General features: G+C 50.1%; 19 protein-coding genes. 8 read left to right on the top strand and 11 right to left on the bottom strand.

The features are described from left to right. Window positions 1–45: 45 nt before the first annotated feature. Window positions 46–1,419, bottom strand: a complete 1,374-nt coding sequence (locus G4551_RS13425; protein ID WP_003841986.1) for an MFS transporter — start codon at window positions 1,417–1,419, stop codon at window positions 46–48. A 174-nt stretch (window positions 1,420–1,593) separates the two neighbouring features. On the opposite strand from G4551_RS13425, the gene kdgR reads away from it, so the two are divergent. Beyond that, window positions 1,594–2,385 carry a DNA-binding transcriptional regulator KdgR gene (gene kdgR / locus G4551_RS13420; RefSeq protein WP_003833778.1) on the top strand — a complete coding sequence of 264 codons (792 nt, stop codon included), beginning with the start codon at window positions 1,594–1,596 and terminating at the stop codon, window positions 2,383–2,385. Between the two features lie 114 nt (window positions 2,386–2,499). On the opposite strand, the gene G4551_RS13415 is transcribed toward kdgR, so the two are convergent. Next, window positions 2,500–2,739: a YobH family protein gene (locus tag G4551_RS13415; protein ID WP_003841988.1), complete on the bottom strand. Its 240-nt coding sequence runs from the start codon at window positions 2,737–2,739 to the stop codon at window positions 2,500–2,502. A gap of 164 nt (window positions 2,740–2,903) precedes the next feature. On the opposite strand from G4551_RS13415, the gene mgrB reads away from it, so the two are divergent. Together mgrB and G4551_RS13405 are read left to right on the top strand one after the other, a co-directional pair. Further along, window positions 2,904–3,047, top strand: coding sequence for a PhoP/PhoQ regulatory lipoprotein MgrB (gene mgrB, locus G4551_RS13410; protein WP_003034977.1), 144 nt, complete (start codon window positions 2,904–2,906; stop codon window positions 3,045–3,047). A gap of 74 nt (window positions 3,048–3,121) precedes the next feature. Then, window positions 3,122–3,406, top strand: coding sequence for a YebO family protein (locus G4551_RS13405; protein ID WP_003841991.1), 285 nt, complete (start codon window positions 3,122–3,124; stop codon window positions 3,404–3,406). A 613-nt stretch (window positions 3,407–4,019) separates the two neighbouring features. On the opposite strand, the gene G4551_RS24005 is transcribed toward G4551_RS13405, so the two are convergent. Then, complete coding sequence (locus G4551_RS24005) at window positions 4,020–4,220, bottom strand: hypothetical protein (protein ID WP_318240441.1); 201 nt, start codon at window positions 4,218–4,220, stop codon at window positions 4,020–4,022. Beyond that, window positions 4,202–5,182, bottom strand: a complete 981-nt coding sequence (locus G4551_RS13400) for an IS5-like element ISKpn26 family transposase (protein ID WP_000019441.1) — start codon at window positions 5,180–5,182, stop codon at window positions 4,202–4,204. The genes G4551_RS24005 and G4551_RS13400 overlap by 19 nt, the downstream gene beginning before the upstream one ends. 152 nt (window positions 5,183–5,334) lie before the next feature. Between G4551_RS13400 and cspE the strand changes: the two genes are divergently transcribed. From cspE to rlmA, 3 genes are all read left to right on the top strand, one after another. Further along, window positions 5,335–5,544 (top strand): transcription antiterminator/RNA stability regulator CspE, encoded by a 210-nt coding sequence (cspE, locus tag G4551_RS13395; RefSeq protein ID WP_001062678.1) that lies wholly within the window; start codon window positions 5,335–5,337, stop codon window positions 5,542–5,544. 219 nt (window positions 5,545–5,763) lie between these two features. Further along, window positions 5,764–7,509: a peptidoglycan glycosyltransferase FtsI gene (ftsI, locus tag G4551_RS13390; RefSeq protein ID WP_003841630.1), complete on the top strand. Its 1,746-nt coding sequence runs from the start codon at window positions 5,764–5,766 to the stop codon at window positions 7,507–7,509. Between the two features lie 63 nt (window positions 7,510–7,572). Continuing rightward, window positions 7,573–8,382 (top strand): 23S rRNA (guanine(745)-N(1))-methyltransferase, encoded by an 810-nt coding sequence (rlmA, locus tag G4551_RS13385; protein WP_003841628.1) that lies wholly within the window; start codon window positions 7,573–7,575, stop codon window positions 8,380–8,382. Here the strand turns inward: rlmA and mntP are convergent. The 5 genes from mntP to manX form a co-directional block, all read right to left on the bottom strand. Next, complete coding sequence (mntP, locus tag G4551_RS13380; protein ID WP_003021013.1) at window positions 8,379–8,945, bottom strand: manganese efflux pump MntP; 567 nt, start codon at window positions 8,943–8,945, stop codon at window positions 8,379–8,381. The genes rlmA and mntP overlap by 4 nt on opposite strands. A 432-nt stretch (window positions 8,946–9,377) precedes the next feature. Continuing rightward, a complete protein-coding gene (locus tag G4551_RS13375; protein WP_003021010.1) occupies window positions 9,378–9,836 on the bottom strand; it encodes a DUF986 family protein in 459 nt (152 codons plus the stop codon). Window positions 9,837–9,896: 60 nt separating this feature from the next. After that, a complete protein-coding gene (locus tag G4551_RS13370; protein ID WP_008322630.1) occupies window positions 9,897–10,748 on the bottom strand; it encodes a PTS mannose transporter subunit IID in 852 nt (283 codons plus the stop codon). A 12-nt stretch (window positions 10,749–10,760) separates the two neighbouring features. Next, window positions 10,761–11,561: a PTS mannose/fructose/sorbose transporter subunit IIC gene (locus tag G4551_RS13365; protein ID WP_003021004.1), complete on the bottom strand. Its 801-nt coding sequence runs from the start codon at window positions 11,559–11,561 to the stop codon at window positions 10,761–10,763. A gap of 58 nt (window positions 11,562–11,619) precedes the next feature. Continuing rightward, entirely contained in the window at window positions 11,620–12,582 is a 963-nt protein-coding gene (manX, locus tag G4551_RS13360; protein ID WP_003841624.1) for a PTS mannose transporter subunit IIAB, read from the bottom strand. A gap of 262 nt (window positions 12,583–12,844) precedes the next feature. Here manX and G4551_RS24065 point away from each other — a divergent pair, with 262 nt between their 5' ends. Both G4551_RS24065 and yoaE read left to right on the top strand, forming a co-directional pair. Further along, window positions 12,845–13,054: a protein YoaL gene (locus tag G4551_RS24065; RefSeq protein WP_008785027.1), complete on the top strand. Its 210-nt coding sequence runs from the start codon at window positions 12,845–12,847 to the stop codon at window positions 13,052–13,054. Further along, window positions 13,042–14,601 carry a CNNM family cation transport protein YoaE gene (gene yoaE, locus G4551_RS13355; RefSeq protein WP_003841622.1) on the top strand — a complete coding sequence of 520 codons (1,560 nt, stop codon included), beginning with the start codon at window positions 13,042–13,044 and terminating at the stop codon, window positions 14,599–14,601. The genes G4551_RS24065 and yoaE overlap by 13 nt, the downstream gene beginning before the upstream one ends. 6 nt (window positions 14,602–14,607) lie before the next feature. Here the strand turns inward: yoaE and G4551_RS13350 are convergent, their stop codons facing one another. Both G4551_RS13350 and sdaA read right to left on the bottom strand, forming a co-directional pair. Next, window positions 14,608–16,209: an EAL domain-containing protein gene (locus G4551_RS13350; RefSeq protein ID WP_003841621.1), complete on the bottom strand. Its 1,602-nt coding sequence runs from the start codon at window positions 16,207–16,209 to the stop codon at window positions 14,608–14,610. A gap of 130 nt (window positions 16,210–16,339) precedes the next feature. After that, complete coding sequence (gene sdaA / locus G4551_RS13345; protein WP_003020994.1) at window positions 16,340–17,704, bottom strand: L-serine ammonia-lyase; 1,365 nt, start codon at window positions 17,702–17,704, stop codon at window positions 16,340–16,342. Window positions 17,705–17,837: the final 133 nt, after the last annotated feature.

The following is a 17,837-nucleotide window of genomic DNA, read 5'->3' as shown; positions in this document are numbered from 1 at the left end:
CTGCAGCAGACAACAACAAAAAGCGCGTCGACAGACGCGCTTTTTTTATGACTGAACCCGCGGTTGTGTAATACGTAAGCCACTCACGATTGCGGCCAGCGAAGCCAGAATGCCCGCTGTTATCAGCGAGATGTGCGTTCCACTGTCACCAAACTGATTTAGCATCAGCGCAACCAGTGCGGCCCCGGTACTTTGACCCAGTAAGCGCGCCGTTCCCAGCATACCGCTCGCGCCTCCGCTACGATCGCGCGGCGCGGAGGTGATGATGGTGTGATTATTCGGTGACTGGAACAAGCCAAAACCCGCACCACACAAAATCATTGGCCAGATGATATTAAAATCGGAAGGTGATGCGGGCAGTAACACCAGCGAAAACAGCCCACACGCCATTACTGCCATGCCCAGCGCGCCAAGCAGACCTGCATGAACACGTTCAATCAAATATCCCGCCAGTGGGGCCATCACCATGGTTGCCAGCGGCCACGGCGTCAGCAGCAGGCCCGTTTCAACTTCGCTGCGTCCGAGAACCGTTTGCATAAAAAAGGGCAGTGAAACCATCGCCAGCATTTGTGCGCTGAATGAACAGATTGAGGTGCAAATAGAGAGTGAAAACAGCGGAATGCGTAGTAGATCAACCGGTAATAACGGTACTGGCAATGCGAGCTGGCGGCGGATAAAGAAAAAACCTACCACGAGAAGCCCCACAAGTTCAGCACCAATCAGTTTTAGTGACTGTCCCTGCGCAAATCCGCTGAGTGCCGTGATCAACAAACCGAATGTTAAGGCGTTCATTATTGCGCTGGGCAGATCAAAGCGCGGTTTATTGCTACGTGATGAATTGGGTGGCAAAAAACGCATAGCCAGCAGCAGGGCGATGATCCCCAATGGAACGTTAATCAGAAATAGCCATTTCCACGAGGCAATAGAAAGAATTGCCGCCGCAATAGTCGGACCCGCTGCCGAGGATACAGCCACGATAAAGGAGTTAATACCCATCCCGCGGCCAAGCTGGCGCTGAGGATAAATGAGTCGGATCAATGCCGTATTAACGCTCATCAGCGCCGCGCCGCCAAACCCCTGAGCCACGCGCGCTAACGTCAGCATATGCAGCGAGTCTGACAAGGCACAAAACAGCGATGCCAACAGAAACACGACCAGACCACACTTATAAATGCGTCGGTAGCCAAACATATCACCTAAAAAAGAGAGCGATAACAGCGAAACAACGATCGCAATTTGGTAGGCGTTCACAATCCAGATTGAGCTGGCGGGTGAGGCCTGAAGATCGGTGGCGATAGTGGGGAGGGCAACGTTTGCTATTGCGCCGTCGAGTACTGCCATAGAGATGCCAATAACAATGGTTAAAATTGCGCCATATCGCTGGGGCAATGGCAGACCATCGGTCTGAGTTTTTTCCATAGGAAGTCAATACTGTTGGAATTTATGATGAGAATAATAATTTTAGCATTGATATTCAGGCGTTAGGTCGCAGATTTGTAACTAAGTAAGCAAAGAGCGATTGCGAGGGCTGATACGTGAAATTATAATAAAAACCGGTTCTGATTTTTATAAAACACTCGAAAGGGGTGATAAATGGCAATCGCAGATCTGGATAAACAACCCGATTCTGTATCTTCCGTGCTGAAGGTTTTTGGCATTCTGCAGGCGCTGGGTGAAGAGCGCGAAATTGGTATTACCGAGTTGTCGCAACGCGTCATGATGTCAAAAAGCACCGTTTATCGCTTTTTGCAGACCATGAAAACGCTGGGTTATGTGGCACAAGAAGGGGAGTCTGAGAAATACTCACTGACCCTGAAACTATTCGAGCTGGGTGCTCGCGCGTTACAAAACGTCGATCTTATCCGTAGCGCTGATATTCAGATGCGCGAACTTTCGCGCCTGACCAAAGAGACAGTGCACCTTGGTGCACTGGATGAAGACAGCATCGTCTACATCCATAAAATCGACTCTATGTACAATCTGCGCATGTATTCTCGCGTAGGTCGCCGTAATCCGCTGTACAGCACAGCTATCGGTAAAGTTTTGCTGGCATGGCGTGACCGCGATGAAGTGAAGCAGATTCTGGATGGTATCGAGTACAAGCGCAGCACCGACCGTACTATTACCAATACTGATGAGCTGCTGGTATTGCTGGATAAAGTACGCGAGCAGGGCTACGGTGAAGATAACGAAGAACAGGAAGAAGGTCTGCGCTGCATCGGTGTACCTGTGTTTGACCGTTTCGGTGTAGTGATTGCAGGCTTGAGTATTTCATTCCCGACGCTGCGTTTCTCAGAAGAACGTTTGCACGAGTATGTGGCGATGCTGCATACGGCTGCGCGTAAAATTTCAGAACAAATGGGTTATAACGACTATCCGTTCTAATCTGATGTAATAGCGTCAAGGTAAAAACCCCAGGTATTTTTGTATCTGGGGTTTTTTATGAACAGTCATAACGTTAGTTGGTGCAAATAACGTAGCGGATGTATTGCTGCTATATTAACCGTTATCAATAATGACTGTGCTTTTTCTTAACAAGGGACAATCCGACAGGCCAATGATACCGCTGTCTGTGTGGACGTATTGCGCGGTGCTGGTTCCGCGTGCGGTCAGATACTGGCATTGCAAGCCCAGGCCTGCTGCATTCTCCTTACTTCCAATCAAAATTCCGTAGCCGCTCAGTAATAAACCGATCCAAACCAGAGCTAACAACACAATAGCGCGGATTATCAGACGCATTACAACCTCTTATCTTTTCTCGTTATTATTAGATTAGCCTGTACATGGGATGAAACAAGTGAATCATTCCTAAAAAGATTGAATGCCGATACAGTTAACGCTGGGTTTAGGTAACGCATGATAATTTATAGGCATAAGATGTTGATTCGAAGAGTGGAGCTGGAGTGAAAAAAATTCGCTGGGTAGTGCTGATAGTTGTCGTGCTGGTATGCATACTGATGTGGGCGCAAGTGTTCAACATCATGTGCGATCAGGATGTACAATTTTTCAGCGGTATTTGTGCCATTAATAAATTTATTCCCTGGTAAGCGCATTTTTGCCACAGTTGATTACCTTCTTGTGCGGCAGTGGTAAACTACGCTGTCTACATTGAGGTGGTGAAATGAACGAAGTTTTGAATTCTGGCGCGTTGAGTTTGGCGTCTTTGGCTGTATCGGTGGTGATTCTGGTTGTCGGGCTTGTACTGTGGTTTTTCGTCAATAGGGCAAGTTCGCGTACTAATGAGCAGATTGAGCTGCTTGAAGCATTGTTAGATCAGCAAAAAAGACAGAACGCATTGCTCCGTCGCCTTTGCGAAGCTAACGAACCTGAAAAAGCGGCAGAGCCTGCTGTGGTCACAGCGAAGGACGAAGATGATGACATCATCCGCCTGGTAGCTGAGCGGTAAAAACGGTATGACAGGGTGAGGATCTGTTACTTACGTTCTCAGATGTTTCATCCTGTCGCCAACATGCCAGATTATTTTCTTCTGCACATGTCGTGTAATTAGCACCCTGATTCTCGTGTTAACTCAGTATTTTCAGATGCTCCAGCCAATTAATATCTTATCCCCGGTCTGATATAAATATAATTTCCCATACGATAAAAATATGATTATGTCATTTTTGTGATAGTGATCGTTTTATTAACAGCGAAACGTTTCTCTTACTTTTTTTGTGCATTGTCATCATTCTTTCATTATTTTGGTGCAAAAGCAGAAGGCAGATCTCATTTTTACGCTTGTGACATTTTATGCATTACTAAGCATAAAAAATGATATTCAGCACACCCTGTAACAGCTAATCTGGAACAACCGAAGCTATTGAGCTATGGTAGAAATGTCCCGGCTATGGTGCAAGCCTGGCGGGGGATGGGGCGAGCGGCGGGAATATAACACTACTCGGTGTGGCGCATAACTGTGCAGTTGCTGTTTGATGAACGACAGGATTTGTGCGACCGATCGAGACACGTTTAAAAATGGCTTGCCATTATTAACGTTGTATGTGATAACACGTTTTGGGTTAAACGAGGTACTGACCTGCTCCCCGTTGATTAGGGAAGGTGCGAATAAGCAGGTCATTTCTTCCCAAGCTGACTCGCTGATTAAAATTTCGCGGATCTGGGCCGATTTTTTTCCCGCAAACACATCGAATCAGCCTATTTAGGCTATTTTTTCCACCATTTCTGGCGTTATTTCCGGTTTTTACTGAGATCTCTCCCACTGACGTATCATTTGGTCCACCCGAAACAGGTTGGCCAGGGTGAATAACATCGCCAGTTGGTTATCGTTTTTCAGCAGCCCCTTGTATCTGGCTTTCACGAAGCCGAACTGCCGCTTGATGATGCGAAACGGGTGCTCCACCTTGGCACGGATGCTGGCTTTCATGTATTCGATGTTGATGGCCGTTTTGTTCTTGCGCGGATGCTGCTTCAAGGTTTTTACCTTGCCGGGACGCTCGGCGATCAGCCAGTCCACATCCACCTCGGCCAGCTCCTCGCGCTGTGGCGCTCCTTGGTAGCCGGCATCGGCTGAGACAAATTGCTCCTCTCCATGAAGCAGATTACCCAGCTGATTGAGGTCATGCTCGTTGGCCGCGGTGGTGACTAGGCTGTGGGTCAGGCCACTCTTGGCATCGACACCAATGTGGGCCTTCATGCCAAAGTGCCACTGATTGCCTTTCTTGGTCTGATGCATCTCCGGATCGCGTTGCTGCTCTTTGTTCTTGGTAGAGCTGGGTGCCTCAATGATGGTGGCATCCACCAAAGTGCCTTGGGTCATCATGACGCCTGCTTCGGCCAGCCAGCGATTGATGGTCTTGAACAATTGACGGGCCAGTTGATGCTGCTCGAGCAGGTGGCGGAAATTCATGATGGTGGTGCGATCCGGCAGGGCGCTATCCAGGGATAATCGGGCAAACAGGCGCATGGAGGCGATTTCGTACAGGGCATCTTCCATGGCACCGTCGCTCAGGTTGTACCAATGCTGCATGCAGTGAATACGCAGCATGGTCTCCAGCGGATAGGGCCGTCGGCCATTGCCCGCCTTGGGATAAAACGGCTCGATGACAGCGGTCATATTCTGCCATGGCAGAATCTGCTCCATGCGGGAGAGGAAAATCTCTTTTCGGGTCTGACGGCGCTTAGTGCTGAATTCACTATCGGCGAAGGTGAGTTGATGGCTCATGATGTCCCTCTGGGATGCGCTCCGGATGAATATGATGATCTCATATCAGGAACTTGTTCGCACCTTCCTTAGTACACCCCGATGTTAGTAATGTCTCAGTTTTATCTATGTTATGCCTGCGGGCGAAGAAAATACTCTAAGGAATTTTGCAAATGGCAAAGATTAAAGGTCAAGTTAAGTGGTTCAACGAGTCTAAAGGTTTTGGTTTCATTACTCCGGCTGATGGCAGCAAAGACGTGTTCGTACACTTCTCCGCTATCCAGGGTAACGGCTTCAAAACTCTGGCTGAAGGCCAGAACGTTGAGTTCGAAATTCAGGACGGCCAGAAAGGTCCGGCTGCTGTTAACGTAACAGCTATCTGATCGACACCACTGATTTGAAGCGCATATGCGCAACCATCTCAGATATAAAGCCTCGCCTATGCGGGGCTTTTTAATGCAAAATACGTCTAAATATTTCTAAATGCCCTTCCATTAGCGCTTTGTTGCAAAGGCGTGATGTTCGTAGCATAGTTTTCCCCGCTTTCTTACGACATTTCTCGTTAAATCAGACACCTGAAAAACTATCTTGCTGGAGTTCAGGTGAAAAAGAAAAACGACGGCGACGCGCGCAATTTTACTCCCGTACGTTTTGCCCTGCTTTGTGTGGCAATATTATTGAGTCTGGGATTGCTGCTGGGTCGGGTTGCATGGCTGCAAATTGTCACGCCGACGAGTCTGGTGAAACAGGAAGACATGCGTTCATTACGTGAGGTAACTATTGCCTCGCCGCGCGGGATGATTACCGACAGAGAAGGGCGCCCGCTGGCGGTAAGTGTTCCGGTTAACGCCGTATGGGCCGATCCTAAGACCATCATCAGCAAGGGAGGCGTGGGTTATAACGAACGGTGGCAAGCTCTGGCAAGGGCTCTGCATCTGTCACTGAGTACGCTGGCGGAACGCGTTAACAGTAATCCTGGCGGACGTTTTATTTACCTGGCACGACAAATTTCCCCTCAGCAGGCTGAGTGGGTCGATGATCTTAATCTCCCGGGCATTAACCTGCGTGAGGAATCCCGCCGGTTCTATCCTGCAGGCCACGTAGCGGCGAATCTCATAGGTTTTACCAACATTGATGGACAAGGCATTGAAGGGCTGGAAAAAAGCTTTAATAACCAGTTGATGGGTAAACCTGGCTCCCGTCTGGTACGTAAAGACAAATTTGGCCATGTAATCGAGAATATCACCGAAGTTACGCCTGTTCCTGCACACCAATTACAGCTCAGCATCGATGAGCGCCTGCAGACGGTCACTGAAGATGCGTTGGACAATGCCGTTACGTGGAATAAAGCGGAATCAGGAGCCGCAGTGCTGGTCAACATTGCTACCGGTGAAATACTGTCCATGGCGAGCTTTCCTGACTTCAACCCCAATAACCGTGACGGCGCGGTACTGGATGATTTTCGTAACCGTGCGATAAGCGATACGTTTGAACCCGGTTCAACCGTTAAACCGCTGGTGATCATGACTGCGCTCCAGCAGGGGATAGTACAACCGGACAGCGTGATTGATACCCATCCTTTTTACCTTGATGGACATCGCATTCGCGACGTCGGATTTTACCCGGAGCTGTCGTTGACCGGAATTTTGCAGAAATCGAGCGATACCGGCGTGTCGCACCTTTCACTGGCTATGCCTGTTCAAAAGTTGCTGGATACCTATAAGAGCTTTGGTTTTGGCGATCCAACCGGACTGGGATTAACCGGTGAAAGTAGCGGTTTAATGCCTCAACGCCGCTACTGGAGCGATTTGGATCGCGCGACCTTTGCATTCGGCTATGGATTAATGGTAACGCCGCTGCAGTTGGCGCACGTATATGCAACCATTGGTAGTTTTGGTATCTATCGACCCCTTTCGATTACCCGTATTGACCCGCCGGTAATCGGTACCAGAGTGATGCCAGAGGCGCTGGTTCACCAGGTTGAACATATGATGGAAAGCGTCGCGTTACCCGGTGGTGGGGGAACTAAAGCCGCGGTCAGAGATTATCGCGTAGCGGTTAAAACAGGAACGGCAAAGAAAATTGGTGATGACGGTAAGTATGTCGATAAATACGTGGCCTACACGGCAGGCGTTGCGCCAGCGAGCGACCCGAAATTTGCACTGGTGGTCGTCATCAATAATCCGCAAAACGGTGCTTATTATGGTGGGGCTGTCTCTGCGCCTGTCTTCAGCCAGATAATGGGTGATGTCCTGCGTCTGGAGAACGTTAAACCGGATGGTATGCCTGCCGACTCTGATCATCTGCTGGTGATGCACGGCAGCAACGTATCCTCGCCGTCGCTGTAAGTTATTTTCCCAGGGCGCAATTCGCGTTACACTTGCGCCCTTAAGTCACCTGCCGGAGTTGTCATGTCGTTTTCCTGTCCTCTTTGCCACCAGCCTCTTACTCAAGCGAATAACAGTTTTGTCTGCCCCGGGCGGCACCAGTTTGACGTGGCGAAAGAAGGGTATGTCAACTTACTGCCGGTTCAGCATAAGCGGTCGCGCGATCCGGGTGATAGCGCTGAAATGATGCAAGCCAGACGGGCATTTCTTGATGCTGGGCACTATCAACCGTTGCGTGATGCGATTGTGAATGTGCTTAAAGAAAAGTCGAATTCAGAAGATGCAGCGATCCTGGATATTGGCTGTGGGGAAGGGTATTACACCCATGCGTTTGCCGACGCGCTGGCGGGCTGTACAACCTTTGGTCTTGACGTATCCAAAGTGGCAATTAAAGCCGCAGCCAGACGCTATCCGCAGGTGATCTTTTGCGTTGCCTCCAGCCATCGTCTGCCGTTCGCAGACGAGTCAATGGATGCCATCATCCGGATCTATGCGCCCTGTAAAGCGCAAGAGCTGGCTCGCGTGGTTAAACCGGGTGGATGGGTGATCACCGCCACGCCGGGACCACGCCATTTAATGGAACTGAAAGGGCTGATTTATGATGAGGTGCGTTTGCATGCGCCCCATACTGAGCAACTGGACGGTTTTGTTCTGCAACAGAGCATTGCGCTGGGATATCAGATGCAGCTTCAGGGCAGCGAGGCCGTTGCGTTACTGCAAATGACGCCGTTCGCCTGGCGGGCAAAGCCGGAAGTGTGGGAAACGTTAGCGGGGAAAACGACGTTTGACTGCCAGACCGACTTTAGTATTCATGTCTGGCAGCGTCTGAATTAACCGTGGAAGTGTGCCCAGAGGATCTGGGCACCGATACCAATCAGCACCACCCCACCCAAAATTTCAGCTCGTTTGCCCAGCATTGGGCCAATGAAACGACCAATCATCATGCCGAGCGTGGACATAATCAATGTGGCGCAGCCGATGGCCAGCGCTGTGGCAATAATGTTGACCTGCAGGAAAGCCAGACCCACCCCGACGGCCATTGCGTCGAGACTGGTGGCAATGGCGGTGGTAACCAGCAGCCAGAAACCGTGGCGGCGCTGCGGTTCTTCCTCTTCATCGCCGTTGTCGCGAAAACCTTCGATTATCATTCGCCCACCTAAAAAGATCAGCAGAATGAAGGCGATCCAATGGTTCCACTCCAGCACGAATTTGCTGGCCAGCATCCCCATGCCCCAGCCAATCAGTGGCGTAAGCGTTTCAACTGCGCCGAATATCAGTCCGGTGCGCAATGCTTCAGAAAATTTGGGTTTATGCAGGGTGGCGCCTTTGCCAATTGATGCGGCGAAAGCATCCATCGACATGCCGAAAGCGAGAAGAACGGTAGCGGTGAGATTCATAACAGCGTCCTGACCGGGGTATCCATAAAACACATCACTGCCCCCAGTAACCATGCATACAGGCTGGAATCACTGTAAATACAGCGCCATTCAAATATGCATTGCAGTTGATGTGCCTATGGTCTCGCCTGACTGAACCTGTAAGCTCAGTCCGTACGCGCCACGTTTTTCAACGAGTATGTTGACACGTACATTTCCGGAGTCTGGAAATCGGCTACTCCCCAACGACGGGCGCAACCTTAACATATTTTGAGAATATAAAACAAGAAACGCAGAAATAATATTTGACTTCTAGTTGAAAACGATTTTCATTTAGATTTTTTTATAAATAAAACGTTAAAATAAATAACATTGAGGACAATAAAATATAGCCTTGGCTATGTTTGCTTTTACACTGATATATAAAAATATAGTTCAGGCTATATTTATAAGCTATTGATTTGAAATTAATAGTTTATATATTCTCTCAAGATCGTCTATATTTCGTACGCGAATCAACAATCTTCGATGTTCTAATTGCATCACCAATACACCGTCTTCAGATAAATTCATCTCTTTAATGCGGTTATATTCAATCCAGACGTTGGCGAAGAAAAAGCCTTTCTGCTTGAAGATGATTTTTGGCGTACGGATCCAGAACAGATACAAACCCATCAATACCAGTGCACATAATAACCATGTGGTAAATTGCGCGCCGTGGCTGGTGATGTTGTTGTAGATAAGAATAGCTACCAGGCCAAGGAAGATAACACTGTCGACTCTGCTGCGGGGAAGCAGGGCGACAGTAAGCAGAGTAGGGCCATTACGGCGGGGCATGATGAACTGATCGTAAATGGCATACGCCAGCAGCGAAAAGATAAATAGAACCAGCACCAGGTCCGTGATAGTCATGAATCCTCAACCCTCTAAATAGAAAAACCGGGGGCAAGCCCCCGGTGATGTACAACAGTTTTACAGGCCGAGCAGTCCGACAGCGTAGCCCGCGATACCGATGACGAAGAAGCCAACGATGATCCACAGCGGGTTCACTTTCTTACGCAACAGCCACATACAGGCGAATGTCAGCAGCAGAGGAACCAGACCCGGCATCAGCTGGTCAAGGATAGTCTGCACAGTGGTAACACGAGTCTGACCATCCTGACCGGTGATAGTAGAAACCACCAGTGGAATGTTTACGTGCGTCCACTTGTTAACCAATGCCCCCATGACAAACAGGCCGAGGATTGACGCCCCCTCAGTCAGTTTCTGCAGGAAGCCGCCGCCCATATCTTTAACGATATCGACACCTTTACGGTAGCCATATGCCACACCGTAATAACGGGTTGCCAGACGAACCAGGTTAAACAGAACGAAGAACAGCAATGGCCCCAGCAGGCTGCCGCTCATCGCGATACCTGCGCCGAGCGCGGCGAATACTGGGCGAACGGTACCCCAGAAGATCGGGTCGCCGACGCCTGCCAGCGGACCCATCAGACCAACTTTGATACCGTTGATGGCACCATCGTCAATCTCTGCGCCGTTTGCACGCTGTTCTTCCATCGCCAGCGTAACGCCCAGTACTGGAGCCGCTACGTACGGATGGGTGTTAAAGAATTCCAGGTGACGCTTAATCGCTTGCTTACGTGCGTCGTTGTTTTCCGGGTACAAGCGGCGGATAGCCGGCACCATGGAGAAACAGAAACCCAGCGCCTGCATACGTTCGAAGTTCCATGAACCCTGAAACAGGTTAGAACGAATGAACACGCCACGAATGTCACTCGGAGTGAGTTTTTTCTCGGTGGTAGTTTTAGTCATATCAACCATTTCGCTCACCTGCTAGTCCAGTTCGTTATCGAGATCGTTATTGCCAGCCGCCGCAGCAGGTGCACCGGCTACGCGGTTATATTTCGGGCTCAGCTGAATGTAGAGGATCGCCATTACTGCGCCAATCACACCCAGAGCAACCAAGTTGAAGTTAGTAAATGCCGCGGTGACGAAGCCGAGGTAGAAGAATGGCATCAGGTAGCCTGCGCGCATCATGTTGATGACCATCGCATAACCAACCACCACGATCATACCGCCTGCGATGTTCAGACCGCCAGTCACGACTTCCGGAATGGCGTTAAGCATGCTCTGAACTTCACTGGTACCAACAGAAATCGCTACGATTACCGCTGGGATAGCGATACGCATAGCCTGCAGGAACAGAGAGGATACATGCAGCCAGGAGAGTGCCGTCAGGTTACCGTTTTCGGCCGCCTTATCCGCTGCGTGCTGGAATGCTACGGTGATAGTACGAACGATAATGGTCAGTACCTGGCCTGCGGCTGCCAGTGGGATAGCCAGCGCGATACCGGCACCAATGCTTTGGTGACCTGCGATAACCAGAACGGTAGAGATAATTGAGGCCAGTGCCGCATCTGGTGCAACCGCAGCACCGATGTTCATCCAGCCCAGGGCGATCATTTCCAGGGTACCACCGATGATAATACCGGTTTTCATGTCCCCGAGAACGGCACCAATCAGCGTACAGGCCACCAACGGGCGGTGGAACTGAAATTCATCGAGTACCGACTCCATACCCGCGATACATGCGACGATGAACACCAGCACAATCTGAAGAGTGGTAATCTCCATTGTACTTCTCCTATTGCTATACAGACTTAAGTGTGAAAACTAAGTAAATGCCAGGGAATTATTTCACCTTGGCAATCAAATCCATCATTTTCAGTTTCTGATCGGTAGAAACCTTACGTGCCTCAAGCTCAATACCGCGTTCGTTGAGTTTCTTGAAGGCTTCGATGTCTTTGTCATCGACAGAAATTGCGTTGTTTACCTGCGTTTTACCCTGACGGAAAGCCATACCGCCAATGTTTACGGAGGTAATTTTCACACCACCTTCAACGATACGTTCTACGTCGGTTGGGTTGGTGAACAACAGCATCACACGCTCACCTGCATATTTAGGGTTGTTGTAGACGCGGATCATTTTCGCGACATCAACCACATGCGCTGTCACACCCGGAGGTGCTACCTGAGTCAGCAGCGTTTTACGCACGGTATCGGCGGCAACTTCATCACTGACGACGATAATGCGTGTTACGTTGGTTTCTTTGGTCCAGCGAGTTGCCACCTGACCATGGATTAAACGGTCATCAATACGCGCCAGGCCGATCTGCATATAATCGTTCGGACCCATCGGTTTGGCGGGAGCTGCTGCTTTGGGTGCTGCTACTGGGGCAGGAGCGGCTTTCTCAACCGGTTTGGCTTTCAGCGCTTTCACGCCTTCGCTACCAGTTTCAACGGCCAGTGCCACTAATTCATCAAAGCTTGGGTTGTCATCACGCGCCATGAAGGTTTCAACCAGCATGGGAATGTTCACACCGGCGATAACTTCGTAATGCTCTTTATCGACGACAATGCGGCTTGCAGCGTTAAACGGGCTGCCTCCCCATGTGTCAACGAGAAACAGCACGCCTTTACTGGTATCGAGTTTTGCCAACTGAGCGTTGTACTTTTCGATCAGCGTTTCGGCATTTTCGCCTGGAACGAAATCTATCCAGCCGACATTTTCCTGCTCGCCTAACAGCATTTCTGCCGTCTTAAGTAACTGCTCTGCAGCCCAACCATGTGTGCCTATTACAATAGCAATGGTCACTTGCTACCTCCTTTATTATCGTTAACACATCAACGTGAAGATGTATTTGAATCGTCGTCCGCAATCGAATCGATTCAGATAAGGGTTACAAAGAAAAACCTATGATTTTCGTGAATTATTTTAGATATCGAAAAAAATATTTTATGTGATGAAGATCCGTAATTTAACTTCCGATTAAAAGAAATTTCGAAGGGTAAAATATCTCCGAAACAACTTATTGCAAAGGAAGGTAAATCTTTGCTAAAAACCGCTTCTCTCTGTTATGTTTAGCATCTGTTTAATTACTCAGGAGTATAGGGCAGTAGCCCACCATATGGATCGTCACCGACGTCATTTCACCTTCAGGCCGTATCAAGCCTGTCAGATTGGCACTTTTTGCCACAAATTTTCTCTGCATATCGCTTTAACGCCTGAGATCCTCAGCGCGCAGTTTGGTCATTCCTTAAGCAGGAGCTTGTCATGGAATTATTAATGGACCCGCAGATTTGGGTGGGTTTGCTCACGCTTGTCGTTCTTGAAATTGTTCTGGGTATTGATAACCTGGTCTTCATTGCGATCCTGGCTGATAAGCTGCCGCCGAAACAGCGAGATAAAGCGCGTTTAATCGGTTTGTCACTGGCACTGATTATGCGTCTGGGCCTGTTGTCCGTGATTTCGTGGATGGTGACGTTGACAAAGCCGCTGTTCACGGTAATGGACTATGCGTTCTCGGGGCGCGATCTGATTATGCTGCTGGGGGGGATCTTCCTCTTGTTCAAGGCTACGACAGAGCTGCATGAGCGGCTGGAAAACCGTGAACATGATACCGGGCAGACGAAAGGGTATGCGAGCTTTTGGGTTGTCGTAACGCAGATTGTCATCCTCGATGCAGTGTTCTCGCTGGATGCTGTGATTACGGCGGTCGGTATGGTCAACCATCTGCCAGTGATGATGGCGGCAGTAGTGATTGCCATGGCCGTGATGCTGTTGGCCTCTAAGCCGTTGACCCGATTTGTGAACCAACACCCGACGGTGGTGGTGCTGTGTCTGAGCTTCCTGTTGATGATTGGTCTGAGTCTGGTTGCCGAAGGGTTTGGCTTCCACATTCCGAAAGGCTATCTGTATGCGGCGATTGGTTTCTCAATCATCATTGAGCTGTTTAACCAGATTGCCCGTCGTAACTTTATTCGTCACCAGTCGACGCTGCCATTGCGTGCTCGTACTGCCGATGCGATTCTCCGTCTGATGGGCGGTAAACGTCAGGCCAGCGTGCAGATGGAATCCGACAATCCGGTACCGGTTCCCGTCCTGGAAGGCGCATTTGTAGAAGAAGAACGCTATATGATCAACGGCGTCCTCTCTTTGGCGTCGCGTTCATTACGCGGCATTATGACGCCTCGTGGGGAGATTAGCTGGGTTGATGCAGACCTGAGCGTGGAGGAAATTCGCGAGCAGTTGCTTTCGTCACCTCATAGCCTGTTCCCGGTATGCCGTGGCGAACTGGATGAAATCATCGGTATCGTGCGTGCTAAAGAGCTGCTGGTGGCGCTGGAAGACGGTGTGGATGTGGCGGCGATTGCCTCTGCCTCTCCGGCTATTGTTGTTCCGGAAACGCTGGACCCGATCAATCTGTTAGGCGTTCTGCGTCGTGCCCGCGGTAGCTTCGTTATCGTCACTAACGAGTTTGGCGTAGTACAGGGTCTGGTCACGCCGCTGGATGTATTAGAAGCCATCGCCGGTGAATTCCCTGATGCCGATGAAACGCCTGAAATTATAGCTGATGCAGGCGGTTGGTTGGTCAAAGGCGGTACCGATCTGCATGCGTTGCAACAGGCGCTGGACGTGGATACGTTAGTGAATGAAGACGAAGACATCGCTACGGTGGCAGGTTTAGTCATTGCGGCTAACGGCCATATTCCTCGTGTAGGTGATGTTATCGAGGTCGCACCGCTGAGCATTACGATTGTCGAAGCGAATGACTATCGTGTGGATTTAGTTCGCATTGTTAAAGAACAACCCGCTCACGACGAAGACGAGTAACCGGGTTTAGCGAAACGGCATGACGGGCATACTGTGTCTCCCGTTATGCCGGGTGGGTGGCGGCGTGCTGCCCGCCAGCCATTTTGGAAAATCGCGCAGCGGCATTGGCTTGGCATACAGAAAACCTTGCAATAAATGTACGCCGTGTCGGCGCAAATGCTGAGCTTGCGCCTGTGTCTCAACGCCTTCCGCCACCAGTTCGATATTCAATTTTTTCCCCAAAGCGATAATAATGTCTGTGACGGTTGAGTTCACGGCGTCTGTTCCTATTGCCGAAGTAAATGATTTATCGATCTTCAGCACATCCGGGCGGAGTTTTTCCAGCCAGGAGAGCGAGCTATTGCCGGTGCCGAAATCATCAATCGCCAGTTTTACGCCAAGCCGATTTAATTCGCGTACGACCCGATAATCCACATCCAGTAACGCATCGCGTTCGGTCAGTTCGATAACCAATTGCTGGATTGGGTGCTGGCTGAACCAGTATTGATTAAGATCTTTTAGCAACGTGCCATTACGAAAATGGCTGGCGGCGACATTAATCCCAATATGAAACTGGCTGCTCATCGGGAAAACGTGTCGTTGCTGAATGGTTTCTGCGATGACATGACGGGTAAGCGGCACAATCAGGTTGTGCTCCTCAGCAATGGGAATAAACACTTCCGGAGAGATCCAACCCTGGCGTGGGTTATTCCAGCGTAAAAGGATTTCCACGCCCATGCATTGCTGGGTTTGCGCATTAAGCAGCGGCTGGCAAAATAGTTCGAATTCCCGAGCAGCAAGGGCCAGATTAATCTCCCATGAGAAACTCATTCTGCTGGCGGTAGCCAGCCATGCCAGATAACCCACTAATAAACTTAGGATCACCGCCAGCGGCAGCTGTGTTGGCAGGTGTTTTACCGCCAACTCACTGGGACCGGGGCCGGTGACGCTGATGGTAAACGGGAAATGTTGAGATGAAAGCTGGTAGCGTTTTTCATCATTTAGCTTAGGCAGAGTATCGACAACACCTTGATCATACAGTAGATGCCGATTACCAACGGTTAAGCTGGCATCGGTGATCTGCGGCGGCTGGGGTTCAAGCAACATAGACGACAATAAGTCAATATTGACGATTTCCAGCACGCCATCTTCACCATCGGCAGAGGACGGATACCACTGAGTCAGAATCGGACTGCCTTTAATCAACGAATGGTCGGTAGACAGCAGCAGTTGCGGTTCCCTGCTGGGTAATTCGGGCTGCAGTTGACTAATGGGAACATTACGATAACCAAAAATGCTGGAGCAATAGAGGATCCCGCTTTGAATCAGATTAATAGAACGCACCGTTTGCAACCTTGCGGCATGTTTGCTTAAGGGTAAACGCGCCACTGAGCAGGGGAGGCCAATCAACGGCAGCAATACATCCCGTCCGGTCTGCAAGGGTAAAAGCACGTCATCCAGTTCTTCTACAGCATGGTTGGCAAAGGTGACGATATTTCGGTGATTTAAATTACGCTCCGAAATAAATCGGACAGTTAATGTGAGGATGAGCGTCAGTAGTGCACATACTGTGCAGACGATTAAGCGATTCCGGCGATAATTTTTAATGATCCGTTGTGCTGTTTGCATGCGGGCCGCCCGATAAGCCGTTGGTCACAGAAGCCAACAGCAACAGAGCAAGTGTAGTGGGGAAAATTACAGTAGACGAGGGAGAGGGGGCAAATTCGCCCATCCGTTGCAGATGGGCGAAAATTAAGTATTAGTCACATTGAACTTTGATCGCCAGGCCACCGCGTGACGTTTCGCGGTATTTGGCGTTCATGTCTTTACCCGTTTCGTACATAGTCTCAATGACTTTATCCAGCGAGACGCGCGGCGCGCTGGTACGGCGCATTGCCATACGCGCAGCGTTGATCGCCTTCACTGAAGCAATTGCGTTACGCTCAATGCACGGAACCTGTACCTGACCGGCAACCGGATCGCAGGTTAACCCGAGGTTATGTTCCATGCCGATTTCAGCAGCAACACACACCTGCTCCGGGCTTGCGCCTAACAGTTCAGCCAGACCCGCGGCAGCCATGGAGCAGGCTACGCCCACTTCACCCTGACAACCTACTTCTGCACCGGAGATAGAGGCGTTCATTTTGTACAACGCGCCAATCGCACCGGCCGCCAGGAAATAGCGGGTATAGATATCCGGGCTAACGGACTCAATGAAATGATCGTAATAGGCCAGTACCGCAGGCACGATACCGCAGGCACCGTTGGTTGGCGCTGTCACTACGCGACCGCCCGCGGCGTTTTCTTCGTTAACGGCCAACGCAAACATGTTCACCCAGTCGATCACGTTCATTGGATCGTTGGACAGTTTATCGCTGGAAACCAGCATACGACGCAGAGCTGAAGCACGACGAGGAACGCGCAGCGGACCCGGCAACACACCTTCGGTGTTCATGCCACGATCGATACAGGCCTGCATGGTTTGCCAGACGTGGCCAAAGTACTCTTCAATCTCTTTTTTGCTGTGCAGCGCAAGTTCGTTCTGCATTGCCATGCCAGAGAGAGACAGGCCGGTGCTGTTGCAATATTCCAGCATTTCAGTGGCGGATTTGAACGGATAAGGCACGCTGACCTCGCCCGAGGCATCCTGACCAAAATGTTCTTCATCAACGATGAATCCACCGCCGATTGAGTAGTAGGTTTTGCTATAAATGACGGTTTCGCCATTGTACGCATGGATCTGCATTCCGTTTTCATGCAGCGGCAGGTTGCCGTTGTGAAAACGCATCCCGTCATTCTGCGGGAAATCCACTTCGTGCTGACCCTGCGCAAGCAGCAGGCGTCCACGCGTTTCTACGTCGCGGATAAATCCGGGGATGCTATCAATATCCACGGTAGCAGGCTCATTGCCCGCCAGACCCATAATAATGGCGATATCGGTGTGGTGACCTTTACCCGTGAGCGACAGTGAACCATACACGTCGACGGCGACACGAGTAACGCTGTCCAGTAATCCTTTTTCGACCAGGTCATCGACGAACTGTTTACCCGCCTTCATAGGCCCTACGGTATGGGAAGATGAGGGACCAATCCCCACCTTAAACATGTCGAATAGACTAATCACGATAATACTCCTACAGGGCGACTGGGCTTTCCAGTAACGATGTTATAACTGCGCATAGTGTAAGAGGGAACGCGGCGATCGGCTTAACTATTCACATGAATTAAACTAATAGATAACCGCGGTTTTACTAATG

Origin of the sequence: Citrobacter freundii ATCC 8090 = MTCC 1658 = NBRC 12681 (assembly GCF_011064845.1) — a bacterium.
GTDB classification, from domain to species: Bacteria; Pseudomonadota; Gammaproteobacteria; order Enterobacterales; family Enterobacteriaceae; genus Citrobacter; species Citrobacter freundii.
Note: the sequence above shows the minus strand (reverse complement) of the source record. Positions and strands in the feature narration are given on the sequence as shown.